General features: G+C 71.0%; 10 protein-coding genes. 5 read left to right on the top strand and 5 right to left on the bottom strand.

Annotated elements, in window-relative coordinates:
- Window positions 1-44: 44 nt before the first annotated feature.
- Entirely contained in the window at window positions 45-5699 is a 5655-nt protein-coding gene (locus WMF45_RS29440) for a DNA repair ATPase (RefSeq protein WP_437708104.1), read from the bottom strand.
- Between the two features lie 590 nt (window positions 5700-6289).
- On the opposite strand from WMF45_RS29440, the gene WMF45_RS29435 reads away from it, so the two are divergent.
- From WMF45_RS29435 to WMF45_RS29415, 5 genes are all read left to right on the top strand, one after another.
- Entirely contained in the window at window positions 6290-9229 is a 2940-nt protein-coding gene (locus WMF45_RS29435) for a DUF4215 domain-containing protein (RefSeq protein WP_437708102.1), read from the top strand.
- Window positions 9230-9341: 112 nt separating this feature from the next.
- On the top strand, window positions 9342-10733 hold the full coding sequence (locus WMF45_RS29430; RefSeq protein WP_437708100.1) for a hypothetical protein: 1392 nt from the start codon (window positions 9342-9344) through the stop codon (window positions 10731-10733).
- Between the two features lie 337 nt (window positions 10734-11070).
- Window positions 11071-11733 (top strand): DUF6531 domain-containing protein, encoded by a 663-nt coding sequence (locus WMF45_RS29425; protein WP_437708099.1) that lies wholly within the window; start codon window positions 11071-11073, stop codon window positions 11731-11733.
- Window positions 11637-14654 carry an RHS repeat-associated core domain-containing protein gene (locus tag WMF45_RS29420; protein WP_437708097.1) on the top strand — a complete coding sequence of 1006 codons (3018 nt, stop codon included), beginning with the start codon at window positions 11637-11639 and terminating at the stop codon, window positions 14652-14654. The genes WMF45_RS29425 and WMF45_RS29420 overlap by 97 nt, the downstream gene beginning before the upstream one ends.
- Window positions 14651-15928, top strand: a complete 1278-nt coding sequence (locus WMF45_RS29415) for a hypothetical protein (RefSeq protein WP_437708095.1) — start codon at window positions 14651-14653, stop codon at window positions 15926-15928. The genes WMF45_RS29420 and WMF45_RS29415 overlap by 4 nt, the downstream gene beginning before the upstream one ends.
- A gap of 87 nt (window positions 15929-16015) precedes the next feature.
- Here WMF45_RS29415 and WMF45_RS29410 read toward each other — a convergent pair whose 3' ends face one another.
- The 4 genes from WMF45_RS29410 to WMF45_RS29395 form a co-directional block, all read right to left on the bottom strand.
- The gene (locus WMF45_RS29410) at window positions 16016-18229 is read right to left on the bottom strand and encodes a hypothetical protein (RefSeq protein ID WP_437708093.1); all 2214 of its coding nucleotides are present in this window, start codon (window positions 18227-18229) and stop codon (window positions 16016-16018) included.
- 183 nt (window positions 18230-18412) lie between these two features.
- Complete coding sequence (locus WMF45_RS29405) at window positions 18413-19282, bottom strand: glycine zipper family protein (RefSeq protein WP_437708091.1); 870 nt, start codon at window positions 19280-19282, stop codon at window positions 18413-18415.
- Between the two features lie 251 nt (window positions 19283-19533).
- Window positions 19534-20499: a hypothetical protein gene (locus tag WMF45_RS29400; RefSeq protein WP_437708089.1), complete on the bottom strand. Its 966-nt coding sequence runs from the start codon at window positions 20497-20499 to the stop codon at window positions 19534-19536.
- Window positions 20496-21776, bottom strand: a complete 1281-nt coding sequence (locus tag WMF45_RS29395; RefSeq protein ID WP_437708087.1) for a radical SAM protein — start codon at window positions 21774-21776, stop codon at window positions 20496-20498. Before WMF45_RS29395 ends, WMF45_RS29400 begins: the two co-directional genes overlap by 4 nt.
- Between the last annotated feature and the right edge of the window lie 38 nt (window positions 21777-21814).

The raw sequence follows: 21814 nt of genomic DNA, 5'->3' as shown, positions 1-21814 counted from the left end.
GGCGTCACCGGGCGAGCACGTGAGCGCCCGCTCTGCGAGCGCGCTCACATGCCGAGCAGCATCGGCTCCCGCTGCCGCACGAACCCCTCCACGAGCTCACGCTGCTCGCCCGAGAGCCGCACGAAGCGCGCCCCGAACCCAGGCGGGCCCTCCTCCTCTGCCTCGCGCGTCCATTCGACCACCCCCACCGCGTCGATCTCGCCGCCCTCCGCGAACGGGATCTTGAGCGCCACCGTCGTCCCGCGCGCCGGCGGCGGCCGGAAGGTCGGCACGAAGATGCCGCCGTGATCGACGACGTCGGCCGCGGGCGCCGTCCGGTAGAAGTTCGCCGGCGACGCCGCCCCGACCCGCGCCTCGAAGCGCGGCGGCGGCGGCTGGCTCTGCGGGCGCGCCGCCGCGCGGACCTTCTCCTCGAGCGACCGGAGCCCCTGCGCGAGCTCCGAGACCTGCGCCTCGATGGCCCGGATGCCGAACGCGCTCTGCGTCGTCGCCTTCGCGAGCGGCGCCACGATCCGCTCCACCAGCGACAGGTGGTGCCCCACGAACTCCGACACCGAGCGATCCGTCTCGACCTTCACGTCGACCCGCGGCTGCGCCACCCCCTTGAGCGCCGCGGAGAGCCGCTCCATCTCGGGCGCGAGCCACTGCTTCATCTCCCGCGCCCGCGCGTCCCCCGCCTGCGCCACCGCGGCCGCCTTCCCGATCGCGCCGCGGATGCCCTCCAGCTGCTCGCCCAGCATCGACAGCGTGCCGGTCACGCGCACGACCGGATCGTCCTCCTTGCCGCCCATGCGCTTGATGCGCACGAAGCCCTTCTTGATGTCGTCCCACCGCGCTGCCTGCTCCGGCGTCATCCGGCCGCGCAGCTCGGCGAGCTTGAGGAGGTTCTGCTCGGCGCCCGTCGTCAGCGTCTGCGACTCGCTCACGTAGTGATCGTCGATGAGCCGGTCGACCTCCTCGGGCGTGTGCGCCGCCACGACCTTCTCGGCCAGCTTGTTCATGTTCCGGTAGCTGCCCTGCAGCTTGAACGGCGGCTCCGTCCGGAAGGCGTCGTCCTGCGACGCGCTCCGGATGTACTCGAGGTTCACGGACAGCAGCACCTTCTGCACCCGGAAGAGCCGCTCGAACACGGCGACAATCTCCGAGACCTCCGCGGCGGAGTAGCCGTGCTCGAGCTCCGTCGCGGCGATGGCCTCGCCCTGCGCCATCCGGATGAGCTTGTGTGTGTCGCCCGGCGCGCGCCCGGAGAGCGGCGCGAGCGTCGGGTTCGACGTGAGCGCGTTCTCCAGGTAGCTCAGCGCGAACAGCGCCTCCTTGCCGTCGAGGACGTCGCCGAGGTTGTACGTGTCGGCGCGGTTCGACAGCATGTCGGGGATCTGGAAGCGCGCGCCCGACTCCGTGTACGGGTTGCCCGCCATCACGACGCAGAACTTCTTGCCGCGCAGGTCGTACGTCCTCGTCCGGCCCCGCCACACGCCCTCGATCCGGCGCTGCCCGTCGCAGAGCGAGATGAACTTCTGGAGCAGCTCCGTGTTCGTGTGCTGGATGTCGTCCAGGTACAGCATCACGTTGTTGCCCATCTCGAACGCCAGGTTGATCTTCTCGACCTCCTGGCGCGCCGTCGCGTTCGGGGCCTCGGCCGGGTCGAGCGACGTCACCTCGTGGCCGAGCGACGGCCCGTTCACCTTCATGAACACGAGGCCGAGCTTGCTCGCGACGTACTCCATGAGCGTCGTCTTGCCGTAGCCCGGCGGCGAGATGAGCAGCAGCATGCCCATCAGGTCGGTGCGCTTCACGTCGCCCGCGGCGCCGAGCTGCTTCGCCAGGTTCCCGCCGACGAGGTGGAGGTACACCTCGTCGATGAGCCGGTTGCGCACGAACGACGTGAGCACCCGCGGGGCGAACTCCTCGAGGCGCAGCCGCTTCCGCTCCCGCTCCGCGATCTCGCTCCGCACCTTCCTGTAGGCGCGGTAGCGCGGCGCCCTCTCGTGCAGGAAGTCCTCGATCCTGCTCAGGAATTCGTCGAGCCGGAGCGCGATCGCGCGCTCCTTGATGCGCGGGTGCTGCCCGAGCAGCCCCTCGACGCGGGCCTCGGTGACGGCCCCACTCGGCTCCCGCTCGATGTGCCGCTCCGTCACGACGACGACCGCCGCCTCGAGCGCGAGGTGGGCAAGCGCGCCCGGGGGTTTGGGGGCAGAGCCCGGCTTGCCGGGCGAGCCCCCATCGTTGGCGACCGCGGCGAACCCCTTTAGCCACGCGAGCGCGAGCTCCAGCCGCTCGGCCGGGTGCTTCTCGAGCTGCCGCAGGTCCTCCTCGAACGCCGCGCGGCCCCCCGCGAGGTCGAGGCGCGCGAGCAGCGCGTCGCGCAGCGCGAGCGCCGCGTCGCTCGTCACGAACCGGGGGCGCTCCGCCGCCAGCTCCTCCACGAGGTACCGCGCCGCCACGCGCACGTCCGCCGCGCTCGCCTCGAGCCTGTGCGCCGCCGCCGCCGCGGCCACGCCCTGCGCGAGCTCGGCCGCGAGCGCCGCCCGCGCCTCGCTCTCGCCGAGCTGCGCCGCGAGCCGGCCGAGGCTCCGCGACCGCCGGTGCGCGAGGTCCCGGGCGCGCGCGTCGAGCCCCGCCCAGGTCAGGCAGGCGAGGGCCCTCGGCGCGCTCCCGAAGCGCAGGAGCCCCGCCGTGGACCGCAGCGCGAGCAGCTTCTCCAGGATCAGCGCCGCGTCCGCGTCGTGGACGCCGCGCTCGTAGCCCTCGTCGTGCCGGCCCTCCGCGTACGCGCGCACCGCGCCGAGCAGCCCGCCCGGGCCGAGCGACGCCTCGCGCAGCCGCTCGATCGACAGCCCGCCCCGCCCCGCCTCCGCGTCCGCGAGCATCGAGCCCGCCAGGAACTCGCCCCTGTAGACCTCGGGGGTCTCGCTCGCGAGCTCCTGGCCCCAGAGATCGCGCGCGCTCTCGAGCGCCGGGTCCTCGATCGGCTCGAAGAAGTCGGTCCCTGTGAGGTGCAGCGCGAGCCCCCCGCCGCGGGGGACCAGCGTGAGCTCCAGGGCCTGCGTGCTCACGTTGAAGCGGTGGCGGCCCAGCTTGATGACGTCGCCGCCGCCCTCGAACAGGTCCTCGCGGTCGCGCAGCGCCCGGAGCGCGTCCTGCCGCGCCGACTTGAGCCGCGCCTCGACCTCGTCCCCCTTCACGCTGTCGCCGAGCGCGTGGAGATCGGCCGCGAGATCGCGGAGCTTCGCGACCATGGCGTCGGACGCGAAGTACGTGTTGAGCTCGTCCACGCCCGCGAAGGTGCGCGCCCGCCGCGCCACCCCCTGGACGATCCGGTCCGCCGCGGCGACGAGGTTCGAGACGCGCCGCTGCCGCTCGTCGAGCAGCGCCTGTCTGCGCGCCGCGATCGCGTCGTTCACCTCCTCGCGCTTGGCCGCGAGCTCGCCCAGGAACTCGTCGAACTCGCCGAACTTCCCCTCGAGCTCCTCGAGCTGGACGAGCAGCTTCGACAGCTCGGCGTCGCAGCGCTCGGGCGTGTCGCACACGGCGATCGCGCTCGAGACGCTCTGGCCGAACACCTTGAACTGCGCGCCGAACTCGGCGCGCCCTTCGGCGCCCCGCAGGTCCTTGCCGCGGGCGCTCAGCGTCGCGCGCGCGCGGTTCAGCTGCGCGTAAACCTCGCTGATCCCCTCCAGGATCCGGGTCCGCGCCGTCGGGTCGTCGACCTTGAGGCTCGCCACGATCTCGGCGAGGATCGAGAGCCCCTCGTTCACGGCGTCGAGATCCGCGGCGAACGGCGCGAGCTCTGGCGACTTCGCGACGGCCTCGATCTTCGCGATGAGGCCCGCGAGCCGGTCGGCCAGCGGGCGGAACGCCTGCTCGCCGAGGAGGAACGTCACGCACGCCTGGCTCACCTCGTCGGCGCGCGCGACGATCTCGGCCTCGAGCGCGTCGACGCGGCCGAGGTCCATGTACTTGAGCTCGCGGAGCGTGATGAGGTGCCCCCGCTGCCGCCGCAGCGCGGTCAGGGCCTTCAGGAACGCGTCGACGCTCGCCGCGTCCTCGGGCCGCACCCCGGAGAGCAGCTGCCGCTGCGCCCCCTCGGCCTCGGCGAGCGCGGCCGCGGCGCGCGCCTTGATGCCCTCGACCTTCTCGAACTCGTCGACGATGCTCTCGGAGACGCCCCGGAGCTCGTTCACGACGGACAGGAGATCGCCCGCCTCGGCGTGGCCGAGCCAGTAGTAGGCGTCGGCCATCCGCTCGGCGGTCCTGATGAGATCCTCGTACGTCTGCCGGGTCGGCGACCCGTCCAGCGCCGCGCGCCGCATGCTGAGCGCGTCGGAGATCCCCCGGACGAGGTCGGCGTTGCCCACCTTCGCGAGGTACGAGCCGTCGGTCGGCGCCGACGCCGCGAACTCCGCGGTCATGAACGGCGTCTGCCAGATCTGCATCGGGTGGACGCGGGTCGCCTCGTCGCTCGACGCCCGGAAGATCACCATCTTGCCGTCGTCGAAGAGGCTGTACCCGTGGCACTGGATCGGCGTCGCGATCTCCTTGCGGATCAGGTTGTACGGGAAGAGCACGTACCGCCCGTCCACGACCTGGTGGAAGACGTAGAGCACGTCTTCCCCGTTCGGAGAGCGGATGACCCGCTCGAAGACGAGGCTCTCGGTGCTGCCCTCGAAGCGCTTCGTCTCACCGGTGATGAGGTAGTAGCCGTTCGGGAAGACGATGCCCTGGTCCTCGGGGAGGCTCAGGCAGGCGAGGCCGATCGCGTCGATGCGCGTGACCTTCCGGGTGCGGCCGTTGTAGACGAGGTAGCGGTACGAGGGCTCCCGGAACGGCTTGATCTTGAGCAGGATGAGCGGCCCGAGCCGGGCGTACTGGATGTCGGCGTCGTCGAGCGCCTGGCCCGCGTCGTCGACCGGCTCGCGGTAGATGCCGAGCCCCGTCGTCGTGTTGTTCTCGACCTTGACCGTGAGATCGCCGCCGACCGTCTCGACGAAGATCTCGCCGAGGATCGCGACGTGCGGGTGCTTGCCCTGCACGTGGTCGTCGCGGGTGGCCTGGGTCCAGGCGAAGTCGTGGGCGCGCGGCCGGACGTTGTCCTCGTCGCCGCGCGCGTCGAGGTACCGGATGCGCCCGGTCGCGTCGAGGCTCCACCGGAACACCTTGGTGTCGCGCTCGGTCGCGCCGACCTGGAAGATGGCGAGCAGCCGCGTGTCGCCGCTGCGGCGCAGCTGGAGCAGCCGGGGCTCCTTGACGTAGCGGTGGAGGTCCTTGAACTCCTTGACGAAGCCCGGGTCTCCGAGGAACGCGTCGCCCTCGTCGAGCGGCACGTGCGTCAGGTCGAACGCGCCGCCGTCCTTCGCGAAGCGGTGGAGGCTGAAGACGTCGCCGACGTTGACCTCCTTCAGCCCCATGAACACGAGGTAGCCGACGAGCAGCTTGCCCCGGATGCTCACGATGTCGCGCGGCACGCAGTTGTTCTCGGTCCTGACGCGGGCGTTCTCGAGGAGCGCGAGGTCCGTGCCGCCGAACACCTCTTTTCGCCGCGCGTTGAGCGCCTCGGCGCGGCGGGCGAGCTCCTCGGCGCGCTCGACGAGCCGCCGCCGGATGACCTCGTAATTGCCCCCATCCAGCGGCTCCGCCGCCTGCGGCGGGGACGCCCCCGCCGCTCGGGCCGCGCCGTCCAAGGCCCCTGTCGACACCATGCATGCTCCGTGTGGTCAGCCGAAAGGCCCGCCCCCGCGTCGAATCCGCGCGGGCCCCGGCCTGCCCGCGGCCAGGTTACAGCCGTTCGCCGCGTCCGGGGGGCGAGATGGCGATCGCGCGGCGGGCGGGGCGCGAGGCGGCGTTCTCGGCGGGAGGTCTTCCAAGGATGTCAAGCCCGAGCGCCGCCGGGTGGTGCGGTACTTACTGCAGGCAGCGCCGCAGAGGATCAAACCGCCAAGACGCCAGAAGACGCCAAAAGAAGCGAAATTATTGAGTTTTCTTGGCGTCTTTTGGCGTCTTGGCGGTTCCCAAAGTCCCGCACTACCTGCCGCCGCCATGCCGCCGCGCCGCCCGCGGATTCCGTCGCGCCCCGGCGGGCGGCGCGTCGGGAACCCGCTATACCGTGAAATACGCTTGCTCCACGAGGGTGGTTGCGTTGCGATGGGCGGGAACGAGGGCGACCCACATGTCGATGTGAGCGCGCGCCTGTGCGACGCGCGCTCACCCCGTCTCCAGCGGTGCACCTCGTCGCTCGAGGCGCCTCGCGGCGTGGCTTGGACAGCGTGACGACCTTCTGAAGCAAGTTGGGATGGTGGCGTCGATGGGCTTGGGAAAGAGACTTACTTCCGTGCTCCTCGTCGTGCTCGCCGGCCCGCTCGTCGCCTGCGGCGGCGATGAGGGTGGTGGCGGCGGCGAGGGCGGTACGGGCAGCGGCGAGGGCGGTGCGGGCGGCGGCGGGGCTTCAGGCACCGGCGGCGAGGACAGCAGCGGGAGCTTCGGCGGGTTCATGACGGTCGGCTCGGGCGGGAGCGGGGGCGCCGGGGGTGATCCCTGCGAATCGCCCGATCCTCCGCCGGAGTGCGACGCCGTGGAGCCGGCGTGCGGCGACGGCGAGATCAACCAGGCGAGCGAGGCGTGCGACGACGGGAACAGCCTCCCCGGGGACTGCTGCTCCGGCGCCTGCAAGGTGGAGCCGTACTGCGTCTGCGAGCCCGGGGAGCTCTGTCACACGACGATCGCCTGCGGCAACGGGGCCCTGGAGCCCGGCGAGAGCTGCGAGGACGGCAACACCGCCTCGGGCGACGGCTGCGACGATCGCTGCCAGAGGGAGCCGGGCGACTGGGTCTGCCGGACGCCGGGGGAGCCGTGTTACCGGCTCCACTCGTGCGGCGACGCGCGCGTCTCGGGCGGGGAGAGCTGCGACGACGGGAACGCGGTGTCCGGAGACGGGTGCTCCGAGGTCTGCGCGCTGGAGGACCCCGGCCGCGTCACGTGCCCTGTCCCCGGGCAGCCTTGCAAGCCGGTCGAGCGCTGCGGCGACGGCCGCCTGCGGCCGACCGAGCGGTGCGACGACGGCAACACCGAGCCGGGCGACGGCTGCTCGCCGAGCTGCCTTGTGGAGGCCGGGTGGAAGTGCCCGGACGGCGTGCACTGCACGTTCACTGTCGTGTGCGGCGACGGCCAGATCGGCGTTGGCGAGGCGTGCGACGACCGCAACACGGTCTCGGGCGACGGCTGCTCGTCGACCTGCGGCCTCGAGGCCGGGTTCGACTGCGCGCGCGCGGGGAGCCGCTGCACGGCGGTCTGCGGCGACGGGCGCGTCGTCGCGGGCGAGGACTGCGACGACGGCGATACGAGGAACGGCGACGGGTGCGACGCCACCTGCAAGTGGGAGCCTGGCCTCGTGTGCCAGCCGGCGACCGGCGGCTACATCTGCCGCGATACGGTCTGCAACGACGGGAAGAGGGAGGGCTCGGAGCCGTGTGACGACGGCAATGCCAACCTCGGCGACGGCTGCACGCCGTTCTGCCAGGTCGAGCCGGATTGCGGCGACAGCGGGTGCTCGTCGGCCTGCGGCGACGGGCTGCGCCTCGGCGACGAGGCGTGCGACGACGGCAACACGAGGAGCGGCGACGGCTGCTCGAGCGGGTGCATGGTCGAGCCGGGGTACAGCTGCAGGAACGATTCGACCCTGGGCGACGAGCTCCGCGTGCCGATCGTGTACCGCGACTTCAAGCACGACGCGCCGAACTTCGAGCCTGATCGCGACCCGCCGAACGTCCTCTTGCGCGGTCTCGTGCAGGCGACGCTCGGCACCGACGGCAAACCGAGGCTGGCCGCGTCACCCCCGGCCGACGCCTTCCTCACGAACGCCACGGATTTCAACCGCTGGTACAACGACTCGTCCCTCTCGAAGACGGTCGTGGACTGGCTCCCGCTCGCGCGGGTCGGGACGTCGGACGTGTTCCTCTTCGAGGATCACCTGTTTTTCCCGCTCGACGGCAAGGGCTGGCAGGACCCGTCGGTGCCGGCGGCGCAGCGCGAGGCGAACCGCGAGGCCCGCGATCCGTTCAACGACTGGGCGGTGGCGGGCAACCACAACTTCTACTTCACGAGCGAGGTCCGCACCTGGTTCGAGTACCACGGCGGGGAGCGGCTCGATTTCTACGGGGACGACGACGTCTGGGTGTTCATCAACAACCGGCTCCGCATCGACCTCGGCGGCATCCACACCCCGATGGGGACCGGCGAGGTCGCCGGCGTCGAGGACGATCGCGGGACGGTGCTCATGGATGACCTGGGCCTCACGGAGGGGCGCGTCTACGAGGTCGTCGTGTTCCAGGCGGAGCGCCACACAACGGCGTCGAGCTACAAGCTGACGCTCGGCGGCTTCAACGCGGCCTCGTCCGTCTGCGAGCCCGTGTGCGGCGACGGCATCGTCACGCCCGACGAGCAGTGCGACGACGAGGACGGGAACGGCCCGGGGTACGGGAAATGCTCGACGAGCTGCACGCTGGGGCTCTACTGCGGCGACGGGGTGACGACCTCGCCGTACGAGATCTGCGACGACGGCACCAACCTGGGCGGCTATGGCTCGGAGGCCTGCGCGCCGGGCTGCGTGGCGGCCCCCCGCTGCGGGGACGAGGAGATCGACAGCCAGTTCGGCGAGGAGTGCGACGACGGCGTGAACGACGGCCGCTACGGCGGGTGCACGTCGGAGTGCCTGATCGGGCCGCGCTGCGGCGACGCGGTCGTCCAGCAGCCGAGCGAGACGTGCGACGACGGCGTGAACGACGGCCGCTACGGCGGGTGCACGGCGGAGTGCGGCGACGCTGCGAAGTGCGGTGACGGGGTCACCCAGGACGCGTGGGGCGAGGAGTGCGACGACGGCGTGAACGACGGCAGCATGGGCTGCCTCGGTTGCCGGATCGGCGCCGTCTGCGGCGACGGGAGCGTGCAGCGGGAGCTCGGCGAGGAGTGCGACGACGGACAGAACGACGGCGGCTACGGCGAGTGCGCCCCGGGCTGCGTGTACGGCCCGCGCTGCGGCGACGGCGTGACCCAGGCGCCGCCCGAGCAGTGCGACGACGGACAGAACGACGGCGGCTACGGCGAGTGCGCTCCGGGCTGCGTGTTCGGCCCGCACTGCGGCGACGGCGTGCGGCAGACGGCGTTCGAGGAGTGCGACGACGGCAACACCGCGAGCGGCGACGACTGCAGCGCCACGTGCCACAACGAGGTCCACTGATCCCGCGCGTGCCCTGACGGGCGACGGGAGCGCGGCGGCTCGCCTGGGGCCGTCGCGCTGCCCTCTCGACGGCTCAGAACACGTAACACGCGGGCCATCGAAGAGGGGTACAATGCGAACTTCGACATCTGGCGCGTTCACGTTGCTCGCGCTCGTTCCGGGGGTTCTCCTCGGGTGCTCCGGCGGGGAAGCGCCGGGCTCCACGGCGGCATCCCCGACGTTCCATCGAGACGTCGAGCCGCTGCTGCAGAAGCACTGCATGAGCTGCCATTCTCCCGGCAACATCGCCCCGTTCAGCCTGACGGCGTACGACTCCGCGCACAGCGTGGCCAGCCTGCTCGCGCGCTCGGCGCGGGAGCGCACGATGCCGCCGTGGGGTGCGATGGAGACGGACGAGTGCCAGCCTCCTCACGGCTGGAAGGACGATCTCCGGTTGACGGAGGAGGAGATAGCGGTCCTCGAGGCGTGGGCCGTCTCGGGCGCTCCCGAGGGGGATCCGGCGGACGCGCCGCCCCCGTTCGTGGCCGAGGCGCCGGGGCTGCGCGGCGTCGAGCTGGAGGTCGCGCCGCAGGAGCCGTTCGTCGCGAGCGGCGATGCCGACCAGTTCCGGTGTTTCGTGATGGATCCTGGGCTCACGGAGACGCGGTACATCAACGGCGTGCACCTCATGCCGGGCAACAGCAAGGTCGTGCACCACGCGCTCGTGTTCCTCGACAGGGATGGCGCGACCGACGCGCTCGTGGATGAGCACGGCGGATACGACTGCTTCGGCGGCCCCGGGTTCTCGGGCGAGCTCGTCGCCGCGTGGGCGCCGGGGGGCGTCCCCATCGAGCTCGAGCCGAACATCGGCGCTGAGCTCCCGGCGGGGGCGCGGCTGGTGATGCAGGTCCACTATCACCCGGCCGGGACGACCGCCGAGCCCGACGCGACGCGCCTCCAGCTGCGCTTCACGCAGGGCGTGCCCGAGTGGCTCATGGGCATCGCGCTGATCGGCAACTTCGAGTCTCCCTTCGCGCAGGGGCGCGGCCTCCTCCCCGGGCCGAACGACGCGGATGGCGCCGAGTTCCTGATCCCTGCCGGCGCGAAGGACCATGTCGAGACGATGCAGTTCAGGCTGCCCGCTGCGGTATCTCTCTCGGAGATGTACCTCTACGGCGCCGGCACGCACATGCACTATGTCGGCACGGACATGAAGGTCACCCTCGCGTCCGAGGAGGGCGCCGCCGACGCGCCTGCGGAGCAGTGCCTTGTGCAGACGCCGAGGTGGGACTTCTCGTGGCAGCGCGGGTTCTACTACGACGCTCCCATCGAGCAGCTCCCGCGCCTCCGCGGCGGCGATCTGCTGACGATGCGCTGCACGTACGACAACTCGAACGGCAATCCGTTCCTCGCGAAGGCGCTCAAGGAGCAGCACCTCCCCGGCCCGGTGGACGTGCACCTCGGCGAGAGCACCCTCGACGAGATGTGCCTCGCCGCCGTGATCCACGTGACGAGGAAGCAGTAGCGATCATGATTCGATGACATCGGGAGATCGGTAGCGGTCGGCGAGAAGCTTGCCCTCGAGGCGGCCGGGAGCGCCGTCCGCTCGGGCGAGCTCTCGCGGATCCCGGAGGCGGCCGTCGGCGACGCGCGCCGGCGCGCAGCGCCGCGTCGCCGACGCGCCCCGGGGAGCCGCCGCCGCGTCGCCGACGCGCTACGGGGAGCCGCCGCCGCGTCGCCGACGCGCTACGGGGACACGGCAACGGCGGGGGGACCGCCGCTGCGTCGTCACGGCGCGGTCGAGCACGCGGAGGAGCTGCGCGCGGGTTGCGATCGGCACTCCTCTCGCCGAGCATGCCCGCATGGCGCGAACGGCCCCGTTTCCGAATGCGGCGGTGATCCCCGGCATGAACCCCGGCGTCTTCATCCTCGGCGGCGGCGGGGGCGGCGGAGGCGGCAACGGTCGCGGCGGAAACGGCCGCGGAGACGGCCAGGGCGGCGACGGGAAGAACGGCGGCAACGGCGCGCGCGGCGGCGGCAAGGACGCGGGGAGCTGCGGGCCCGGCAGCGGCGGCGGCTGCCCTAACCCCACCCACGGAAGCGGCGGCGGTACCCACGCGGGCGATCCAATCGACCCGATCACCGGGCGCGTCTACACGGTGGCGGTCGTCGACCTCGCGCTGCCCGGCCCGATCCCGCTCGTGATCAAGCGCAGCTACAGCTCCGCGCTCGTCGAGGAGGACTGCGGCCTCGGCTTCGGCTGGACGCACTCGCTCGCGTGGCAGGTCGAGGAGCGACGCCGCGGCCTGCGGGTGCTGGAGCCGCACGCGGCGACCTCGTCGCGGCCGAGGACGCCGCGGGGCACGCGCACCGCTTCGCCTACGACGAGGACCATCGCCTGGTGCGGAGGGAAGAGCCCGGCGGGCTCGTGGCGGAGTTTCGCTACAAGGACAGGCGCTGCATCGAGGCGTGGTGTCACCGCGAGGGCGACGACGCGCTCGACGACGGCGTGCGGGGGACCTTGAGCGACGGTTCGCGGGCGAAGGGGTTCCTGCACGTCAAGGTCGACCACCACGACGGCGTGCTCACGGAGGTGATCACCTCGCGCGCCATCCGGCGGGTCGACGGCAACGCGTTCGGCAAGCTCGACCGGATGGTCTGGGGCGCCGGCGGCGGCGTACACATGTTCGGCTACGACGACACCGGCGCCCTGCGCGAGTACCGGGACGCGCTGGGGCAGGTCTTCCGCTGGGAGCGCGACGCGGATGGGCGGCTCCTGGCCGAGGTCGATCCGGCGGCGAACAGGACCGCCTACGAGCACGACGCGCGCGGGCTCGTCTCGGCCATGACCGACGCGCTCGGCGACACCGCGCGCTACGATCGCGACGCGCGGGGCGACGTGGTGGCCGTCTACGACGACATGGGATTCGTCGTCGGATTCACATATGACGCGCGCGGCTTGCTGGTCGGCGCGACCCTGCCGAACGGCGGCGAGACGCGCATGGAGTACGACGCGCTCGCGAACCGCGTCCGCGTCGTCGAGCCCGACGGCGCCGAGCGGCGCATCCGCTACGACTTCCTGGGCCGGGTGATGGGCTTCACCGACGAGCGCGGGCACGAGACCCGCTTCGCGTACGACGCCTGCGGCAGGCTCGCGGCCGTGTTCGGGCCGGGCGGCGCGGTGACGCGCTACGACTTCGACATCGACGGCAACCTGGCGAGGATCAGCGACGCCGACGGGCGCACGACCACGCTGCGCTGGGGCGGCTTCCACGTCGTCACCGAGCTCCTCCGGCCCGACGGGAGCACGGTGCGGTACCGCTACGACCGCGAGCAGGACCTGGTGCGCATCGTCAACGAGGCCGGCGAGGAGCACCGGATCGAGCGCGACGCCGAGGGGCGCATCACCGGCGAGCGGACCTTCGATGGGCGGGAGATCCGGTACAAGCTCGATCTGCTGGGCAGGATCGTCCGGAGGCAGTGCGGCTTCGAGAGCATCGACCTCGAGTACGATCCGCTCGGCAGGCTCGTGAGACGGAGCACCTCCGATGGGCGCGCGGACGTGTTCGAGTACGATCCGCTCGGCCGGATCGAGCGCGCAGTCAGCGGCGACATCGAGTGCGAGTACACCTACGACCGGCGGGGGAGGGTGACGACCGAGGTGACGCGGCGGGGCGCCGAGGTGCTCTCGGCGTTCGCGTGGACCTACGACGCCATGGGCAAGGCCACCTCCGTGCGCGGGCCCGGCGGCGAGATGAGCGTGCAGCGCGACGTCCGTGGGCGACCTGTGGCCGTGCAGATCAGCGGGGAGAGCGCGCCGCTGCGCCTCGCCTACGACGCGCGCGGGTTCGAGATCGAGCGGCTCTTGCCAGGCGGCGGCGCCATCGCGACCGAGGTTAACGCGGAGGGGTGGATGGAGCGGCAGCGCGTGCTCGGCAGACCGATGGCGCCGGGCGTCGGGCCGGGAGAGCCCGCCTGGGTCGGGCCGCTGCCGTCGCGCGACATGTGGCGTAGGACGTACGCTTGGTCGCCTGCGGGGCTGCTTCGCGCCGACGAAGATCGCGGTGGCAACATGGGAGAGTTGCTCCGCGATGCGAATGGCCGCGTCGTCGAGCGGCGCAAGGCGGGCAAGGTCGCGGAGCGGTTCCGCTTTACCGCGTCGGGAGAGATGGAGCGGGCTAGCGAGCAGCGCACGTACGCGCCAGGTGGGCGGTTGACGGCGCGCACGACGGGACAACAGACCGTGCACTACGACTACAGCGAGCGCGGCGATGTGGTGCGGAAGCGCGTGACCGAGCTGGACGGCCAGGGGGAGGTACGGCGCGAGCTCGTGTGGACCTACGACTGGAGCGGCGACGGACGGCTCATGGGGGCGCGGACCCCGGAGGGGAGGACGATCTCGTTCGCTCATGACGCCTTTGGCCACAGGATCGAGAAGCGCGTGGCGCAGGTCGGGCTGGGCGAGAGCGTGACCCGGTATGCCTATCGCGGCGACGTGATGGTGTACGAGCGCACGGAGCGTGCGCGCCACGGGGAGGCGCCCGTTGTGGAGGAGCGGAGCTACGTCACGCTTCCAGAGAGCGCGCTGCCGCTCGCACAACGGGCGGGCGCAGCGGGGGCGCTCAGGTACTTCGTGCATGGCGTGAACGGGTCTCCGGAGGCGCTGATTGAGGGGGACGGCAGCGTCAACGCCGAAATCGAGGCAGGGCTCTACGGCGACGTGCTGGCCAAGCAGGCCTGGATCACGCCGCTCAGGCTTCCGGGGCAGTACGCCGACGAGGAGACAGGGCTCCACTACAATGGGCACAGGTACTACGACCCGGAGACCGGTGAGTACCTCAACCCGGAGCCGATCGGTATCGAGGGGAGTATCAATCCGTACGCGTATGTCGACAACTACCCGGTGGATTGGGTGGACGTCGACGGGCTCCTTCGCTGTGTCCTCACCCGCCGCAACGGCACACAGGTCGTGAGGAGCAGCGGAGGCAGCGAGGAATCAATTCACCCCGCGGTCGCAGCGGCCTTACCGAGGACGAACGCTCGACAGCCAGGTGATCCAAGACCGCCGGAAGGGTGCGCCGAGCCGCAAGCCCTCTCTGAGCACCTCAGAGACTGGGAACGCCGGACCGGACGCTCGTGCGCCCCTGGAGATCCCAACTGGCAGAGGAATCTCAACAGCGCGCTCCGTGAGGTCGACACCATCCGCTCGGAAACCGGATCTAACGACGCAGTGCCGGCGTGCCCGAACTGCTCTCAGCTCATTCCACGACTCTGGACGATGGCAGGGCGACCACCGCCGAGCGGACGCGTGAGCGGTGGTGGCACAAACGCGAGCCAGGGCTACGCATCCCATCCGACCAGCCATCTCAGCCGGCCGAACGCCCACGGATCGATGAATCTTGGCACCTGGAACATAGACGGCGGCCTGTTTTCGAGGCGCCGATGACCTGCCGCAAGTCGTTCCACCGTGGCCTCGACACCGTCAAGCTACCAGCCAGCCTCGCGCTGCGGCTCGACCGGCACGACGAGCACGTCGAGTTGCGCATCGACGGCGCCCGCATCGTGGAGCGGCCGACCGGGCGAGGCCGCCGCGCGCCGTTCGATCGGACCTTTCCCAGAGCGCACCTCGCCGAAATCGTTTTCGAGCAGAGGCTCGCGAAGCTTCGTGCCGACGGATTCACCGCTGGCGCACAACCACTCGCCAGCATCTATCCCCAGGAAGACATGCTCACCGAAGCTCACCTGATCGGCGCACAGCTCGAGCGGCGTGGCGACCCGACGGGTACCCTGATCGCGTTCCAGCTCGAGCGGCTTCGTCATGATGGGGACGATGCGCGCGCCATGGCGCGCGAGCTCCTCGAGTCGGCGAAGGAGATGACCTTCGGCCCGATCCCTGACTTCCGCGAACCACTCTCGTGCGTCGACGACGGTCACGATGGCCTCGTCGGGTGGGTCTACGACGACGATGCCGCCACCATCGATGAGGAGCTCCGGCCGGAGCTAGAGCGCATCGGCCGCGATGCGCTCGGCTTCTCACCGGATGGCGCCGACGTCGCGCTCGGCGTCGTCGGCCTGCACCGCTTACGTCGGCTCCTGGCGAGCTCTGCCGGACGCTCGCTCCGGTCTCTTCGCCTCATGACCTTTGGCGCGCTCGGTCCGTTTGTCGACCTGCTCAACACGTACGGGTGCGCATCAGTGGTCGGATCGCTCGTCGCCCGCGGGCCCAGCGCGGCCATCGGCGCCGCGCTGCCAGGACTCCGGGGGCTAGGCGCACCGGAGCGGACCCTCGCGGCGATGCTCGCTCAGCCCGCGCCGGCGCTGCGCTACCTGACGGTATTTCGCGGCAATGATGACGTGCGGGGAGCCCTCGCGCCGCTCGGCGCCGGAAAACTCCCAGCGCTCGAGCACCTAGGGCTCTGGTATCGCCCCACGCGCCCTGACGGGCTCCGCGTCCTCGCAGCACATCCTCTCATCCAAAGACTTCAATCGCTTGAGATCTGGTCGACAGATGACGCCAAGCGACTTCCATTCGAGGATCTCCTCGCGCTGCGTCCATCTCTCTCCCACCTCGCGCGGATTCTCCTCGGAGGGCACCTCGTCCCCTCGCATGTTCGGGAGCGATTCGCCGATTGGCCCGCCGTCGAATTTGTGAGTCACGATCGCCGTGAGGCAATCGCGCTCGACATCGCCGCCTTCGGCTGGGCACGGGCACTCCGCTGAATCCCGAGAGGATCAATCCTGAGACTCCGGTGCGCCGAGCACCGAAAACGTCGAGGTGGGCCCGTCTCCGAAGCGGGAGAGCGCCGCTCAGGCGCGCGGGGTGCGCAGCTTCACGAGCTCGTCGATGCCGAGCTCACGTGCCTTCTGGGCGAGCGCCTCGATCTTCTTCTTCCCGTCGGCGTCGGCGCTCGGCAAGAGCGATGTCAGGAGCCCGGACAGCGTGCCGTCCGAGGGCTTTCCCCCGGGCGCGACGAGCTGCTTCAGGTCCTCCGTGACGCTCGCGTTGCCGTTCAGGTAGTCGCCGGCCAGGGCGCGCACCGTCGCGCTCTGGTCGACAAGCCCGTCGACCGACTGGCCCAGGGTGACCGCCTTGACGAAGCGATCGAAGAACGCCCCGTCGCCGCCGACGATGTTGATCTTCGCGTGCTCGAACGCCCCGTGCAGGATCTCGGCCTGGGCCTTGGCGATCTCGGCCCGGATGCGCAGCGACTCGAGCTCCACCGCCCGCTCCTTCTCGAGCCGGAGGCGGAACTCCTCGTGCTCGCGCCCGACGCCGTCGAGCGCCTTCATCGCCGCCGCCTTCTCCGCCGTGCCGGCGGCCTCGGCCAGGAGCCGCTGCTTGATCGCGGTCGCCTCGGCGAGGCCCGTCTTCTCCAGGGCGAGCGCCTCGGCCTCGCGCGTCCGCGCGGCCGCGAGCCCCTTCTGCTCGATGCCCGCCGCCTCGGCCAGGAGCCGCTCCTTCGCGACCGTCGCCTCGGCGCGCCCCTGCTTCTCGATCGCCATCGCCTCGGCCTCCTTGACCATCACCCGCGCGAGGCCCTGCTTCTCCTCGCCGGCGGCGGCGGCGTTCATCTTCTCGAGCGTCACGCGCGCCTCGGCGAACCCCTGCTTCTCGATCGCCTGCGCGTCGGCCTCCTTCACCCGGATGCGCGCCAGCCCCTCGGCCGCGGACTCGGCCTGCAGGCCCTCGGCGAGGCGGATCTTCGCGCGCGCGGCCTTGTCGCTCACCTCGAGCTCGGCGTCGGCCGTGATGAGCTTCTCGCGCGCCCGGAACTTCGCGGCCTCCTCGCTCGCCTCCGCGCCCTTGAGCTGCTTGACGAGCTGCTCCTGCGCCTCGGCCTCCGCGTTGATGCGCGTCACGTCCTTGAGGCGCGTCGCCTCGGCCACCGCGCGCACGTCCTTGATGCGCTCCTCCTCCTCGGCCACCGTCTTGTCGACGGCGATCCGCGCCCGGACCACGTCGGCGATGTCCTTCCTCTGGAGCTCGAGCTCCTTCTCGCGCGCGATCTGCTGGAGCGTCACGTCGCGCTCGCGGCTCACGATCTCGAGCTGACGCGCCTTCTCGACGCGCTCGGTCTCGACCGCGACCTCCCGCTCCTTGTTCTTCTGGGCGACCGAGACGCCGCGCTCCTTCGCCTCGCGGGCGACGAAGGCCTCCTCGTCGTTCTTCTCCTGGAGGAGCACCGTCTTCTTGCGCTCGTCGCTCACGATGCGCGCGGCCTCGTTCTGCTCGCGCGCCTGCGCCACCGCGATCTCCTTCGCCTTCTTCGCCTCGGCCTCGGCCCGGCGCTGCTCGAAGCGGAAAATGGCCTCGTCGGAGTTCAGGTTCTGGCTGCCGATCTCCATCCGCTCCTTCTGGCGGAGCTCGTTCGTCAGCACGTTCTGCGCGACCGTGAGCTCGGTGATCTTCCGGATGCCCTCGGCATCCATGATGTTGTCCTTGTCGAGCAGCTCGATGGGCGTCTGCTCCAGGTAGTCGATCGCCGCGTCGGCCAGCACGAACCCGCTCAGGTCCTTGCCGATGACGTCGATGATGTCGTCCTTGAACTTCTGCCGCTCCTTGTAGAGGTCCTCGAAGTTCAGGCGCTTGCCGACCGTCTTGAGCGCCTCGGAGAACTTCGCGGCGAAGAGCTGCTCGAGCGTCTCCGGGTTCGACGCGCGGACGCAGCCGATGGTCCGCGCGACGGTGCGCACGTCGTCCTGCGTCTTGTTCACCTGCACGAAGAAGGTGACCTTGATGTCCGCTCGGATGTTGTCCTTGCAGATGAGGCCTTCCTTGCCGCGCCGGTCGATCTCGATCGTCTTGACCGAGATATCCATGTACTCGGCGCGGTGGATGATCGGCAGCACCAGCGTCCCGGTGAAGGTGACGATGGGGTCTTGACCTCTCGTGTTGATGATCAGCGCCTTGCCCTGATCCACCTGGCGGTAGAACTTGGCGTACATCACCAGCATCCCGAGGGCGACGAAGGCGAGGACGCCGACGAGGACGATGATTAAGGGGACGGTCACAGGGGGCACGCGGAGCTCCTTCGCGTTTCGGTGGAGGGGAGGGCGCCGGCCCCCGCGTTCACGTCGGTGAGGGTCGGACGGCCAGGCCCGCTCAAAGCCGGGTCGGGGGCCGAATGATGCCCCCTAGGGGACGAGCGTACACGAAACCGCCCGCCCGACAGCGGCGTTCGGCGGCGGCGCCCGCGCCGGCGTTCAGCCGCGGCGCTGCCGCTCGTCCGCTGCGCGCGCCGCGGGCGCGTCGTCCTCCTCGACGCCGGCGGGGCGTGCTTCCACGCGGGACGCACCCCGCTCGGCCAGGGGAGGGGGAGGGCCGAGGAGGGCGTCGAGCGGCTCGACGCTGAAGATCTCTCGGTCCGGGTCCCAGCTCACGAGCAGCGCGCGGTCGCCCCGGCGGAGCGCGCCGGGCGTGTCGCACCGGACGTCGAGGATGTGGCTCGCCCCGCCCTCGTCGATCGTCGCCTGACCGAAGCGCTCGTCGACGCGCCCGGTGGAGATGACGCACATGCGGCCCACGAGATCCTTCTTCGACTGGCCGTGCCGGGTCACGAACAGCGGGCCGAGCGGCCGCACCGCGAGGGAGGTCGAGAGCACGGCCGCGACGAGCGAGCCGGCGAGCACCGCGACGCCGAGCGTCCAGCCAGGCAGCCCCCAGCCGAGCCAGAGCGGCTCGAGGAGCACCGTCGACAGGGCGCTCGTGAACCATCCGAACGCCGCGATCAGCGTGAGCGACACGGTCGCCGGCACGCGGTGGAGCTGGAGCGCGGCGAGGAGCGAGCCGGCGTCTTCCGCGCCGTCGACCCCGTCCGCCGTGCCCGTGGCAGCGCTCTCGAGCGAGCCCTTGACGGCGCCTTCGAGGGAGCCCTTGGCGGCACCTTCGAGGGCGCCCTTCGCTGCGCCTTCGATCCCGCCGAGGTCGGGGGCAGCGTGGCCGTGCGCGCCGCCGAGCAGGTCGAGATCGACCGCGCCCAGGAGGACGAACAGCCAGTAGATGAGCGCGAGCGCGAGCGCGACCGTGAAGATCACGGCAGGGAACGCGAGCGATGCGGCGAGCACCTCGGCCATAGGCAAACGCGAGCAGGGCGCAGGATGCGGCGCCCGCGACCAGGGTCGCCGATAGGATCACAAGGAGGGGAGGGATGGGGCCAAATTCGGTCGCCCGGCGTGCGGCCGAAAAGACTTGACAGGCATGGAAAGGCGCATGTCGCGAGCCGCCCTACAGGGCGGCTGCCGGGATCGCACAACCAGGATGCGATCCGGTCCTCAAGGAAAGGTGACGCCGACTCAACAAGTATCCATTCACCGAGCGCCGTGGCTCAGCGAGTTTCCTGGCTTTCGAGGCTCGAGAGCACGCTGAGGTTCTCGGGCCCGCCGAAGACCGGCGCCGGCACGCCGAGGATCCCGAGCTCGAGCAGTTCCCCGAACGACCTCGCCGAGATCGCGAAGTAACCGGTGCACCGGGAAGCTTTCAGATCGGGCCTCGCGCTCGTCAGCGCGTCGAGCCTGCGCGCGCGGTCGCTCACGATCGCGCCGACCTCCCGCGGGCGCGAGGCATGTTCGGTGAGCGCCGCGTACCCGATGCGGACCCGCGGCTCGTCCTTCGGCAGCTTCGCGAAGGCGTCCCGCGCCTCCTTCTGGAAACGCTCGGGCACGACGCAGAGCCCCGCGTGATCCGGCATCAGCCAGCCCTTCGACAGCGAGACGAGGAGGATCGCGCTCTCGTCGTCGAGCAGCGCCCGTGCCTGCTCCGTCGGCGGCGTCGCATAGGCCGAATCGAGGATCAGCATCCGCCGCTCGTCCGCGCGGGCCCAGCGCCGGAGCTGGGCCGCTTCGAGCGGCGACAGGTGCGAGCCCCACGGCTTCAGGGGCTCGCAGATCAACACCGCGTCGAGCCCGTCGAGCGCGGGTAACCCGAGGCGCGCATTCCACGGGACGAGGGTCGCACCTGCCTCGGCCGCGAGCTGCTGATAGACAGGGTAGACGTCGGCGGGGATACCGACGCTCGCGTCCCGCTTCGCGAGGAGCTCGAACAACGCGCGGAGCGAGCGACGGATACCGTGGCTGACCTGCGTGCGCGGCTTGAGCGCCTGCGGGAGCTCGAGGTGCGCGAGGAACCGCTCCGCGAGGTGACAGCGATACGGCGCCTCCGGGTGGGTCGAGGGCGCGATGGCCGGGAAGAGACGCGCGAGGCTCCGGTAAACGTTGAGCTCGGAGAGATCGACGAGCGAAGGGCGCGTGGCCCTGAGCTCGGCGCGGCGCGCGAGGAACGCTTCGTGTTTCATAACGTGGAGCTCGGATCTTCCAGGGAGGCGAGGCAGGACCCGTCGGCCATCACGTTCCACGAGCGGACGAGGCCATGTGTCCGTTCCCAGCCGACCGATGGCTCGGTGTAGGCGGCCACGCGGAGCACGCGGCCTCTCATGGTTCCTTCGAAGACCGGGCTCCCCCACGGGAGCTCCGCGCATCGCTCGAAGCCGAGCTCCGCGAGCGTGTGGAGCACGAGAGAGAGAGGGACCTGGTTTGCCTCGCAATACCGGTTGGCCGCGCTCGGCGCCCACGGGTTCTCCGAGAGGCTCGAGATGTAGAGCTCCTTGAAGCACACCTCCTGAAACCCCTCTCCGGCGCTCCGTTCGAGGTAGGCGCGCACCTTCGCGGCGTCGTCGACGGCGCCGCGCTGGAGCACGCAGATGGCCCGCGTGCGGAGGCCCGGGGCGCTCCCCAGCGCGCCGGAGTCGACCTCGATCCCCATGATGCGCGCATCGTCTTCGCGCGTCACGCCGTGCCGGCTCACCGCGAGGGTGGTGAGCCCTGCGCCCCGGAGCAGTTCGACCTGCGCGAGGTCGAGGCGCGCGCCGTTCGTGATGAGGAGGGTCTTCGGGAAGAGATCGGACAGGCCATGAACGAGCGCGCGGAGCCGTTCGGGTTCGAGCAACGTCGGCTCGCCGCCGCCGGTGATGACGGCGCGCTCGGCGCCGCGCTCCTTCGCGCGCTTCGCCCAGTCGAGGTAGCGCTCCAGCGTGGCGCTCTGCTGGCGCGCGAGATCCGAGACGCTCGCCTTCGAGAAGCAGAATGCGCAACGCGCCTGACAGGCATTCGCGATGGGCAGCACCGAGATGCTCCGCGGTCGGCATTTCGCCCAGTCGACGAGGCCGGCGTCCTCCAGGCGAAAGGCCTCCGCGGTGATCTCCTCGTGGCGGGTGGGCGCGAGGGCGCCATGCGCATCGACCCACGCCACGCCGCTCAAGGGGATCTCGCTCGACGGCCAGCGCCAGCCGATGCCCGTGCCCGTCACGTCGTTCGGGCGCATCGCGTCGGGCCCGACGGGGAGCCGCGCCCGCAGCGCCACGACGCGATCCTCCGGCCGCCCGAGCCTCGTCACGAGCCTCCGCGCCTTCTCGAGCCCGGGCGCAAAGGGCTCGTCTTCCTTCAGCATGTAGAAAGCGTCGGGGAAGGTCGATTCGCGGATCAACGCCTTCGAGTAACGCATCCCGTAGCGATCGAAGCCCCGCAGCCAGTTCGACAGCGGAATGAAGGCAACGAAGGGGACCATGGACGACATGGTCGATGAGTCACCGAGTCGAGTCAACCGGACGCGAG

It is taken from the genome of Sorangium sp. So ce448, assembly GCF_051520915.1.
Taxonomy (GTDB): Bacteria; Myxococcota_A; Polyangia; order Polyangiales; family Polyangiaceae; genus Sorangium; species Sorangium cellulosum_B.
This window is presented reverse-complemented; position numbering and strand designations above follow the sequence as displayed.

Coding starts and splice junctions, on each gene's coding strand:
- WMF45_RS29400 (WP_437708089.1), bottom strand. CDS start 20,499: ATGAAACACGAAGCGTTCCTCGCGCGCCGCGCCGAGCTCAGGGCCACG.
- WMF45_RS29440 (WP_437708104.1), bottom strand. CDS start 5,699: ATGGTGTCGACAGGGGCCTTGGACGGCGCGGCCCGAGCGGCGGGGGCG.
- WMF45_RS29395 (WP_437708087.1), bottom strand. CDS start 21,776: ATGTCGTCCATGGTCCCCTTCGTTGCCTTCATTCCGCTGTCGAACTGG.
- WMF45_RS29430 (WP_437708100.1), top strand. CDS start 9,342: ATGCGAACTTCGACATCTGGCGCGTTCACGTTGCTCGCGCTCGTTCCG.
- WMF45_RS29405 (WP_437708091.1), bottom strand. CDS start 19,282: ATGGCCGAGGTGCTCGCCGCATCGCTCGCGTTCCCTGCCGTGATCTTC.
- WMF45_RS29425 (WP_437708099.1), top strand. CDS start 11,071: ATGGCGCGAACGGCCCCGTTTCCGAATGCGGCGGTGATCCCCGGCATG.
- WMF45_RS29415 (WP_437708095.1), top strand. CDS start 14,651: ATGACCTGCCGCAAGTCGTTCCACCGTGGCCTCGACACCGTCAAGCTA.
- WMF45_RS29435 (WP_437708102.1), top strand. CDS start 6,290: ATGGTGGCGTCGATGGGCTTGGGAAAGAGACTTACTTCCGTGCTCCTC.